2 protein-coding genes are annotated in these 1,454 nt (G+C 37.8%); both read left to right on the top strand.

Annotation, left to right across the window (positions count from 1 at the left end):
- Window positions 1-263 precede the first annotated feature (263 nt).
- Entirely contained in the window at window positions 264-821 is a 558-nt protein-coding gene (locus AAE250_RS23515) for a UpxY family transcription antiterminator (RefSeq protein WP_342289506.1), read from the top strand.
- A gap of 338 nt (window positions 822-1,159) precedes the next feature.
- Window positions 1,160-1,309 carry a transcriptional regulator gene (locus tag AAE250_RS23520; RefSeq protein WP_294599683.1) on the top strand — a complete coding sequence of 50 codons (150 nt, stop codon included), beginning with the start codon at window positions 1,160-1,162 and terminating at the stop codon, window positions 1,307-1,309.
- The last annotated feature ends 145 nt before the right edge of the window (window positions 1,310-1,454 follow it).

The following is a 1,454-nucleotide window of genomic DNA, read 5'->3' on the forward strand; positions in this document are numbered from 1 at the left end:
TTTTTTATAAACTAACTTTAATAGGCGATGAAAAAATATTAAAGTCGTCTCATTAAGCAAAAAATAATCATCTGTAATAAACTGATTTATTGGCGGTTATACACGTTGTACTGTCTCTTATATAGAGACAGTACAAAATAAAAAAGGGGATATTAAAGCAAACGAACGATTAACTAATTGAAATACACTGTATTACAGTGACTTCAAGGTTCCAAAGGTATGCCCTGACGCAAGCATAACACAATAAAATTCAGAATAAAAGAATGTATAACACGACGGAAAAAGAAGATGAAGAAACTACCGTTTGGTATGCCATGTATGCTTACAAAAAGGAACTACATGCACAGAAAGAGTTGAAGAAAGAAAATATTGAAAGCTTCATTCCCATGTGCTATACCATCAAAGAACATCACGGAAGAAAAGAGCGGGTACTTGTCCCCGCCATTTCCAACCTGGTCTTTGTACGTACCACCAAATCGACCTTGACTGAATTCAAAACAAGAAATCCTTATCTTCAATATATCACGCAAAGAGCGGACGCGGGACGAAAAATCATTATCGTACCCGGTAGTCAGATGCAGGATTTCATCAAAGTGGCACAGAAATACGAAGAAGACCTCACATACTATAAACCGGAAGAAGTCTGCCTGGAAAAAGGCAGAAAAGTACGTGTACACGGAGGAGCATTCGATGGCGTGGAAGGGGTACTCCTGAAAGTAAAGGGCAAACGAAGTAAACGGATCGTTATCAAGATACCGGGCATCGTAGCCGTCGCAACCGCCTACATAGAACCCGAATTCATAGAAATCATAGAGAGATAATAATCTGCTGGGAATGCTATTACTAATCTTCGCCTGTCATGATTACTAATCTTTGCACGGCATGATTACTAATCTTCGAGCTTCATCGTATAAGCAAGCAAAAGAGCAGATGTTATAATATTTTTCTTGAAGTTTAAAGCATTGAATACTCATCGCCGGTAGGCGAAAGTTCTTCGTTAGAAGAATCCCCCTTTAGTATATATAATATATATTATTATCAACCTGGCAAATGCCCGGTAAAATGCCCGGTAAAATGCCAGATTTTGGGCTTCTTCCAACAGAAACAGGTGTAAAATATTCCGAATTAGCAGTAGACATTAATTATAATTTATAAAATCATGCTTGAAGCAACAGAAGAATCATGTAATCATGAGAGTTTAGGCGAATATATTGATGATTTCCGTCTCAACTTGGGAATCAGCGTTAAACAGCTTTGCAGTGACTGCCATATCAGCCGCCGCACGTATTACGAGAGTTCGGGATGGTAAAGATTTAAAATTGAGCTTTTATATCCGCATTATGACGGCTTTCTATGAATATGCCACAGAAAGGGAAATCAAGAAGATGTGGAAGGAAATCTCATCATTGGTGTTTAGGGATTCTCAATCAATAGACAATCAGTAAACAAACAAA

The organism is Bacteroides sp. GD17 (assembly GCF_038448625.1).
Classification (GTDB): domain Bacteria; phylum Bacteroidota; class Bacteroidia; order Bacteroidales; family Bacteroidaceae; genus Bacteroides.

Coding starts and splice junctions, on each gene's coding strand:
- AAE250_RS23515 (WP_342289506.1), top strand. CDS start 264: ATGTATAACACGACGGAAAAAGAAGATGAAGAAACTACCGTTTGGTAT.
- AAE250_RS23520 (WP_294599683.1), top strand. CDS start 1,160: ATGCTTGAAGCAACAGAAGAATCATGTAATCATGAGAGTTTAGGCGAA.